This window comes from Streptomyces sp. GbtcB6 (assembly GCF_019091475.1).
In the GTDB taxonomy this organism is placed as follows: Bacteria; Actinomycetota; Actinomycetes; order Streptomycetales; family Streptomycetaceae; genus Streptomyces; species Streptomyces hyaluromycini.
Genome location: NZ_JAGXJL010000076.1, coordinates 1 through 6,652, shown reverse-complemented (window position 1 = coordinate 6,652; position 6,652 = coordinate 1). Strand labels below are relative to the sequence as shown.

Annotated in this window: 7 protein-coding genes; all 7 read right to left on the bottom strand. The window is 68.5% G+C overall.

The features are described 5' to 3' along the window. The gene (locus KVT45_RS50185; protein ID WP_217560954.1) at positions 1-345 is read right to left on the bottom strand and encodes a hypothetical protein; all 345 of its coding nucleotides are present in this window, start codon (positions 343-345) and stop codon (positions 1-3) included. After that, on the bottom strand, positions 338-772 hold the full coding sequence (locus tag KVT45_RS50180) for a YbaB/EbfC family nucleoid-associated protein (RefSeq protein ID WP_217560952.1): 435 nt from the start codon (positions 770-772) through the stop codon (positions 338-340). Before KVT45_RS50180 ends, KVT45_RS50185 begins: the two co-directional genes overlap by 8 nt. A gap of 24 nt (positions 773-796) precedes the next feature. Continuing rightward, entirely contained in the window at positions 797-3,826 is a 3,030-nt protein-coding gene (locus KVT45_RS57925) for an AAWKG family protein (protein WP_217560950.1), read from the bottom strand. A gap of 60 nt (positions 3,827-3,886) precedes the next feature. Beyond that, positions 3,887-4,312 carry a type VII secretion system-associated protein gene (locus KVT45_RS50170; RefSeq protein WP_217560948.1) on the bottom strand — a complete coding sequence of 142 codons (426 nt, stop codon included), beginning with the start codon at positions 4,310-4,312 and terminating at the stop codon, positions 3,887-3,889. A 2-nt stretch (positions 4,313-4,314) separates the two neighbouring features. Further along, the gene (locus tag KVT45_RS50165) at positions 4,315-4,626 is read right to left on the bottom strand and encodes a WXG100 family type VII secretion target (RefSeq protein WP_217560946.1); all 312 of its coding nucleotides are present in this window, start codon (positions 4,624-4,626) and stop codon (positions 4,315-4,317) included. 70 nt (positions 4,627-4,696) lie between these two features. Beyond that, positions 4,697-5,059 (bottom strand): hypothetical protein, encoded by a 363-nt coding sequence (locus KVT45_RS50160; protein ID WP_089101317.1) that lies wholly within the window; start codon positions 5,057-5,059, stop codon positions 4,697-4,699. Between the two features lie 414 nt (positions 5,060-5,473). Next, positions 5,474-6,652: hypothetical protein (locus KVT45_RS57225; RefSeq protein WP_254648528.1), on the bottom strand; the 1,179-nt coding region annotated here is incomplete at its 5' end.

The following is a 6,652-nucleotide window of genomic DNA, read 5'->3' as shown; positions in this document are numbered from 1 at the left end:
TCAGGGCAGCCTTCGGGAGTTACCGCTGTTGATCTGGTCGAGTGCGTCCTGCTGGGTCCGGTCGAAGTTGACACCCGAGGCGGTGGTCAGCTCGGACGCCTTCAGGAGCGCCTTGTTCACCTGCCCGAGGGCCTGGACGGTCTGGTTGTACGCGGGGCTGTAGTCGCGCAGGATCGCCTGGACCGTCTCGTCGGTCGGCTCCCCGATCGACGGGTCGTTCGGGTCGATGTAGTGGTCGCCGTACCGCGAGAGGTGGTTCTTGACGATGTCCGCGATCTGGTCGGTGAGGTCGCCGCCCCGCTTGATGTTGTCCGGGAGCGCCGCGAACAGACTGTCGTCAGCCATGGTCGCCACCCCGTTCCGGGTGGAGCAGGCCGCCCGGGGCCGACAGCGGTCCCATCAGCTTCTCCAGTCCCGAACCGGCCAGCTTGTCCACGGCCTCGGTGCCGCCGCCCGCCACGCCGATGCCGGGGCCGGCCACCTCGTCGAACCTCGCCCGTACCTGCGTGGTGAGTTCGGCGCGCGCCCGTGCCATGGCCTCCAGGACGCTGGCGGCCAGCGCCTTCCCGGACATGGTCTGGTGCTTGTTGCCGAGGAAACGCAGCCCGCTGGGCGAACCGTCGGCGCCGAGGGTGACCTCGACCGCGCGGTCCTTCGACCTGGCCGTCACCGAGACGGCGGAGATCTCCTCCCGGGCCCTGACCAGGGCCTCCCGCTGCTTCTCGAACTCGGCCATGGCCTGGGCGAACTGATGCTGGAGTGATTCGCTCACGGTGTTCTCGCTCTCTCCGGGGTGTCAGCGGCCGAGGGAGGCCGGCAGGCCCTCCTCGCCGGTGCCCCACACGTCCTCCGGCTCGGTCCACCCGGAGTCCTCCGTGCCGGGGCGCCGGCCGACGAGCCCGCCGCGCCGGCCCTGCCCGGTCGTGGCCGTACGGCTCGGCAGGTCGACCGGGTCCTCGTCCTCCTCCTCGAAGACCTCGTCCGGCGGCGCGGCCTGCGGACGCTGCGGCCCGCCGGCGAAGAAGGCGCCGTCGTCGTCGTTCTCCAGGTACGTCTCCCGGACGCGTTCGCCCTGGCCCTGCCCCTGGCCCTGGCCGCCCGCCCGTGACATGCCCATCAGCATCATCATCGGCGACATCAGTCCGCTCAGGCCGCTCAGCCCGGGGTCCTCGGCGCCGCTCGCCGCCGTCGTCAGGCCGGCTGTCCCGTCGGGTACGGCGGCGGTCGAGGGGCTCGGCACCGACTGGAACTGCCCGTCGGGACTGGCGACCGTACTGCTGCCGTCCGGGAACGTCGTCGTGGTGTAGCCGCTCGGGTCCGTGACCGCGGTGGTGCCCGTCGGGTACGTCGTGGTGAGCGAGCCGTCGCCGTTCTGGAAGGTGAGTCCGCTCGGGTCGGCCGTGGTGGTGATCGGGGTGGACGTGGTGAGGGAGTCGGCGGGGTCGGTCAGTGCGCTGCCGGTGGTGCCGTCCCCGGTGGTGGAGGTGACCGTGCCGTCCGGGTTGACGGTGACGGAACTGCCGTCGGGGTAGGTGGTGGTGATGCCGCCGTCCGGGGCGATGGTGGTCGTGGACCCGTCCGGGTTCACCAGCCTCTGCCCGTCGGCGAGATGGCTGGTGACGGTCGAGCCGTTGGCGTTGGTCGTGGTGACCGTGCCGTTCGGGTCGATCGTGGTGCTGCTGCCGTCCGGGAAGGTGGTGGTGAGGCTGCCGTCGGCGTTCTGCACGGACACCGCGCCGTCGGGCGCGGTCAGTTGGGTCAGCCCGTCCGGGGTCGTCGTCTCCACCACGCCGTTGGGCAGCGTGGTGGTCTTGTTGCCGTCGGCGTCGATGCTGGTGACGCTGCCGTCGGCGTTGTGGGTCACCGAGGAACCGTCGGGGAAGTGGGTGGTGATGTCCCCGTTGGTGTCGATGTCGGTGGTCGAGCCGTCCGGGTTGACCAGCGACTGGCCGGGGGTGAGCTGACTGACCGTGGTGGTGCCGTCGGGGTTGGTCGTGGTGACCTCGCCGGTCGGGCTGACGGTCGTGGACGTGCCGTCCGGGTACTCGGTGGTGATGCTGCCGTCGGGGTTCGTGGTGGTGACACTGCCGTCCGGGTTCGTCAGCGACGAGATGCCGGTGACCCCGCCGGTCCCGTCGGCCGGGTTGGTCGCGCCGTTGGTGTTCCCGCCGGTCAGGCCGAGCAGCGAACTGTTGGCCAGGTCGCTCAGGCCGTCGGTGCCGCCGTTCGTGGCGCCGTTCGTGCCGAGGGAGGTGAGGTCCTGGCTGCTGATGTCGCCGTTGGTGCCGGGGTCGTTCAGGCCGGAGGTGTCGAGCAGGTTGCCGGTGTTCAGGTCCGAGCCCGAACCGTTGCCGTCGGTCAGGGAACTGGTGTCGATCCCGCCCGACCCGTTGTTGGCGAGATTGCTCAGGTTGTCGAGGTTGTCCCCGAAGTTGCCCAGGCCGTCGTCGATCCCGTCGCCGATGTTGTTCAGCGAGTTGTTGAGGTTGTCGCCGAAGTTGTTGAGCCCGTTGTTCAGCCCGTCGCCGATGTTGTTGAGGCCGTCGTTGAGGTTGTTGCCGAAGTTGTTCAGGTTGTCGTTCAGGTCACCGAGCGACTTGTTGAGGTCCTCGTTGATCTTGTTGAGGTCGTCGTTCGAGGAGGACGAGGTGTCCGGGGTCAGGCTGTCCGGCTGGAAGGTGTTCTTGTCCTCGAAGGAGAACGCGGTGTTCCAGCCGGGGTTGAGGACACGGCTCCAGCTCTGCTGCAGCGTGGCGACCTGGGTGCGCGCGGGCGCGTCGAGATTGGTCTCGATGTTGGTCCGCCAGCGGTACTGCGCCTCGTTCGCGATGGCCGACCAGGTGCTGCTGTCCTTGAGGTTGCCCCAGACGGTGGTGTCCGAGTAGTTCCCGTTGGTGTCCCAGACCTCTGTCGTGGACGTGCTCCCGTGCGGGCCCACATGCGTGATCTCTTTGCCGGAGACGTTGGGGACGTTGTGTGTCCGCACCCAGTTCATGACGTCGGTCAGCAGGTAGACGAGCACGTTGCGCGAGTCACCGTCGATGACGGTCGTCGACTGCGACCCGTCGGGATTGGTCACCAGGATCGGCGAGGCGCTCCGGCTGATGAACCTCATGAACTCGTCGTACATGTTCGACAGCGCGGTGTGCAGCGCCACCTCGGCGCCGATCAGCGAGTCGCCGTGCAGGGTGCTGGAGTGGTAGCCGGTGGCCACGGAGGTGCTGGTCGGTGAGAAGCCCGGCGGGGTCAGCTCGCTCTTGAATGTCTCGTACTTGTCGTGCAGGTTGTTGATCAGGTCGTAGAAGACACCGGCGGCCTTGCCCTTCCAGGCCGCGTTCTCGTCGCCCAGGCTCTCGGTCCACTGCTTCAGCGTCTCGGCGTGCGCGGTGAAGAACGTGCCCGCGTTGTCGAAGGACTTGGCGAGCGTGGTGAACGACGCGAGGTCCACGCCGTTGTCGAGGCTGGGCGAACCGCCCCAGGCGCTCGACACACCGAGCGACTTGTACGGCGGCTGGACCAGCGTCCGCAGCGCGTCGGAGCTGCGCTGCCAGTACTGGCGGCCGGCGGTCTGGTCCGTGAAGGTCACGTTGGCTTCGTACTTCTGCACGTCCTTGCCGGTGCCGGAGTAGAACTGGATGAAGGCGCCCATCCCGTCGTTGTGGAACCACTGGTCCACCGGCTGGCGGTCGTCGCGAGGCTTCTTCTTGATGTCGACGGCCAGCCACGGGATTCCCCCGTCGCCCTTCACGCCCATGATGTCGTCGCGCTCGCCCAGGGTGAAACCCGTCATCAGGTTGATGATGTGTTCCCAGTTGTCGACGGCCATGAAGGGTGCGCCCCCGCTCTCATGTCTCCGGTCTCGTGACTACGGTCTCGTGACCACGGCTCAGCTGGTCTTCGTGGTGGTGCTGTTGGAACCGCCGCCCATGTCCGACACATAGCCGTCGATCGCGGACAGGAACTTCTGCGCGTCGACGTCGGCGAGGTTGTCGCCCTGCGTCTTGAGCATGGTGGTGATCACGTTCTCCAGCTCGGTCCGCAGGTCCTGGAAGCCCGACTGGTGGTTGTTGAGCACCTTGTCGATCGCCGTGGCCGCGGTCCGCGCGTTCTTGAGGACGGTGTCGCCGCCGGTGTCGCTGTCGCCGTTCATCTGGCCCAGCAGCAGCGGCTTCGGTTCGTTGCCCACGTCGAACAGCGCGGGCGGTGTCTGGCCGGGCCGGCGCAGGGCGACGATGTCGTTGTAGAAGGCCGTCACATCGTTGTCGATGAAGGCCTGGAGGGCCTGCGCGTCGAGTTTCGTGAGATCGGCCATGCTCAGAACTTGATCTCCTCAAAGCCCTGGGCGTTGCTGCGGACCGTGTTCTGGTAGTTGTCCGAGACCTCGTCCAGGGTGGTCGCGTGCTTGTCCAGGATGGTGCCGAGCGACTGCACCTCCGCGTTCCAGGTGGGCTGCACCTTCGTGGTGTACACCTCGCGGTCCGGACCGAGCCAACTGGCCACGATCCCGGACAGGTTGGACTCCAGCTCGGAGATGACCGAGGCGATGTTCCGGGTCTGCTGCCGCATCTCCTCGGAGAAGGTCAGCGCCTGACCGTGGTCGATGTAGATGCCGTCTTCGGCGGCCATGACGGGCTCCTGAGGGTCGTGGGTTCGGTCGGGTCGGCGTGCGGGGAGGGGAGTGCGGCGAGAGGCCGTGTCACGTGGTCAGCGTCGAGTAGACGCTGTCCGAGGGAGACCCGATCGCACTCAGGTTCTGCTGCAGCCGCACCAGGTTCTCGTTGTTGTTCTGGGTGTTGTTCGACGAGGTCATGCTGGTGCGGAGCTGGTTCTCCATCGCCATGCAGGTGTTCTTGATGCGGTCCACCTCCGCCGACCAGGTCGCCATGACCTGCGCGTAGGCCTGGCCGTCCGCGCCCTGGTAGTTGGTGTGCAGGGTGGCCGCGGCATCGGCGACCTGGCCCTGGATGGTCGTCATCTGCGTCCGGGCGTCCTCAAGGAGGCTGATGGCGTTGCTGTACGTCTTTGTCGACGATTCCTGCAGATTGCCGGAAGTGCTCATACCGATCTCCTCTTCGGCGCGCCAGGCGGGTTCCGGGCCGGTCGGGGGAGTGGGCTGTCGGCAGGGCCCGGCCTGTCGCGCGAGTCGCACCCCCGCGGGCGCACGGCTGCGGCCCGGAGGGTGAGGTTTCCTGTCAGTCGAATACGGGCGTGACGGTTCATCAGGTCCATATTCATATCCCTCGCCAGGCTAGCCCGGTGAAATCAGCACGACAATTGGACGGCCGCGACTCTGTACGGACGGGCAGTCTTCTGCCCCAACGGGAATCGCGGAATTCGGTAATTCACGGGGAGGGCCGGATCGTGCTTTCCGGAAATGTACGCCGACCACCCCGGTGTCCCCTCCGCAGCCACGCACGGGGGAATGCGCGGAACGAGGGGACCCCGGGGTGGACGGGGTCGTGGGCCGTATTCCTCAGTGCTGCGTGCCCGCCGCCCAGAGGGTCGCGTCGCCGGCCGAGAGGATGGCGACGTTGCCGTCGGCCTGGATCACCAGCTTGGCCCCGTCGTTGCCCTCGGTGCCGGAGGACCAGAGGGTGCGGTTGTCCGAGCTGTAGACCACGAAGTTGCCGTCGGCCTGGAAGACCGCGTGGTTGTCGGCGCCCGAGGTGCCCGAGGACCAGCGGACGACGCCGTTCTCGTCGGAGATCACGAGGTTGCCGTTGCCGCGGAGCGTGATCCGCATCCGGTTCGAGGCCACCGAGTCGCCCGCGTCCAGGACGTAGGTGGAGTTCACGACCTTGGTGGACCAGTCGTGCGTGACCGGTGCCGCCGCCTTGACCGGCTTCGCCTCGGGCTTGGCGGTGGCCTCGTGCGTGGCCTCGGTCTGCTTGGTCCCGGTGGGCTTCGACGTCGTGGACGTCGTCGAGGTCCTGGTCGACTTCACCGTGGCGGGCTTGGCCACCGCGGACTTGACCGTGTCGGCCTTCACCGCGTTCGTCGTGGCCTTGACGGGCTCGACCGCGTCGGTCCTGGCCTTGAGCGGCTCGCCCACCCGCGGCTGCAGCGCGGCGGTGGCGGAGTCCGTCGAGGAGTCGCTGCCGGGCAGGCCGGCGGACACCCCGAGGCTGAGCGGCACGCCCTTCTGCGGGTCGGCCGGCTGCCGCTGGTCCTTCCCCGTCCGCTTCTCGCCGTCGGCCGGCGTGCCCGCGCTCTTGGCGGGCTTCCCGTCGGTCTTCGCCGGCGGCTGCGACCTCAGGGTGTGCGGGGTCGTACCGGTGCCGTCGTCGACGACCGTGTCACCGTCGGCGGCCACGAAGTCCTTGCCGTTGCCGGACACCACGGGCGGGATGTCGGACTCGGGCTCGGGGACCAGCGGGGACGCGGGACCGTCGTTCGGCTCGTACGTCGGCATGTCGCTGGCGTAGCCGTCGGCGGTCGCCTTGCCCGTGCTCTCCATGCCGGTCACGTTCTTGCTGCCGCCGTTGTGCACGAACGGCGTGGAGACCAGGACGGCACCGGCGAAGGCGGCGGCCACCATCGGCCAGCGGCCCAGCCTGCCGGAGTGCCCGGCGGCGGTCCGGCCGGGGCGCCGGTGCGCGGCCGCCGCGGCCAGGGCACCGCCGAGCACGGCCTCGCCCTCCTCGCCGGTGGC

Coding starts and splice junctions, on each gene's coding strand:
- KVT45_RS50165 (WP_217560946.1), bottom strand. CDS start 4,626: ATGGCCGCCGAAGACGGCATCTACATCGACCACGGTCAGGCGCTGACC.
- KVT45_RS50160 (WP_089101317.1), bottom strand. CDS start 5,059: ATGAGCACTTCCGGCAATCTGCAGGAATCGTCGACAAAGACGTACAGC.
- KVT45_RS57925 (WP_217560950.1), bottom strand. CDS start 3,826: ATGGCCGTCGACAACTGGGAACACATCATCAACCTGATGACGGGTTTC.
- KVT45_RS50185 (WP_217560954.1), bottom strand. CDS start 345: ATGGCTGACGACAGTCTGTTCGCGGCGCTCCCGGACAACATCAAGCGG.
- KVT45_RS50170 (WP_217560948.1), bottom strand. CDS start 4,312: ATGGCCGATCTCACGAAACTCGACGCGCAGGCCCTCCAGGCCTTCATC.